Origin of the sequence: Collinsella aerofaciens (assembly GCF_015552075.1) — a bacterium.
GTDB classification, from domain to species: domain Bacteria; phylum Actinomycetota; class Coriobacteriia; order Coriobacteriales; family Coriobacteriaceae; genus Collinsella; species Collinsella aerofaciens_Y.
The window spans coordinates 1-1,267 of the sequence record NZ_JADNDZ010000042.1 but is presented as its reverse complement, the minus strand read 5'-3'; the positions used below and the strand labels follow the sequence as shown (position 1 = coordinate 1,267).

Below are 1,267 nucleotides of genomic sequence, written 5' to 3'. Positions count from 1 at the left end.
GGCCCGAAAGAAAGGTAGGAGGCCATGACGAAAGGTCTGCACGTGCCTTCCGAGATCGGCAAGCTCAGGAAGGTCTGCCTGCACCGTCCCGGCGACGAGCTCCTCAACCTGCCGCCCGACGAGCTCGAGCGACTCCTGTTCGACGACGTCCCGTTCCTGGAGGTCGCGCAGCAGGAGCACGACACCTTCGCCCAGATCCTGAGGGACCAGGGCGTGGAGGTCCTCTATCTCGAGAACCTCGTCGCCGAGGTGTTCGACCAGGTCCCCGGCGCCCGCGCCGAGTTCACCGACCAGTACATCGCCGAGGCAGGCATCCGCGGCCAGCACATGCCGCAGATCGTCCGCGAGAAGCTGGACTCCATCGAGGACAACCTCGAGTTCGTCAAGAAGACCATGGCCGGCATGACCAAGGCCGAGATCGACATGCCCCTCACGGCGTCCACGACCCTCGACTCCCTGGTCAACTCCGAGTCCGAGTCCGACCTGATCATCGACCCGATGCCCAACCTCTACTTCACCCGCGACCCGTTCGCGGTCGTCGGCGAGGGCGTCAACCTCAACCGCATGTACTCGGTCACCCGCAACCGCGAGACCCTGTACGGCAAGTACGTCTTCAAGTACCACCCCGACTACAAGGACGTCTCGCTGTACTTCCGCCGCGACTGCCAGTTCCACACCGAGGGCGGCGACGTGCTGAACATCAACGAGAAGACCCTCGCCGTCGGCATCTCCCAGCGCACCCAGGCCGCCGCGATCGACGTCATGGCCCAGAACATCTTCTGGAACTCCGACTCCAAGGTCGAGCGCATCCTGGCCTTCGACATCCCGGTCTCGCGCGCCTTCATGCACCTCGACACGGTCTTCACCCAGATCGACGTCGATAAGTTCACGATCCACCCCGCCATCATGGGCACCCTGCGCGTCTACGAGCTGACCGCCGGCAAGAACCCGGGCGACGTGAACATCCGCCTGATCGAGGACACCCTCGAGCACGTCCTGGAGGACGCCACCGGCGTCGACCAGGTCAAGCTGATCCCCTGCGGCGGCGGCGACCCGATCGCGGCCTCCCGCGAGCAGTGGAACGACGGCTCCAACACCCTGTGCGTCGAGCCCGGCAAGATCTGCGTCTACGCCCGCAACACCGTCACCAACGACGTGCTGTACAAGGAGGGCCTGGACCTTCTCGTCGTGCCCTCCGCCGAGCTCTCCCGCGGCCGCGGCGGCCCGCGCTGCATGAGCATGCCCTTCTGGCGCGAGGACCTCTAAG

Annotated in this window: 1 protein-coding gene; it reads left to right on the top strand. The window is 65.4% G+C overall.

Annotated elements, in window-relative coordinates; translation table 11 throughout:
• The first annotated feature begins 24 nt into the window (after nt 1-24).
• Entirely contained in the window at nt 25-1,266 is a 1,242-nt protein-coding gene (gene arcA, locus I2D41_RS02830; RefSeq protein WP_099431519.1) for an arginine deiminase, read from the top strand.
• The last annotated feature ends 1 nt before the right edge of the window (nt 1,267 follow it).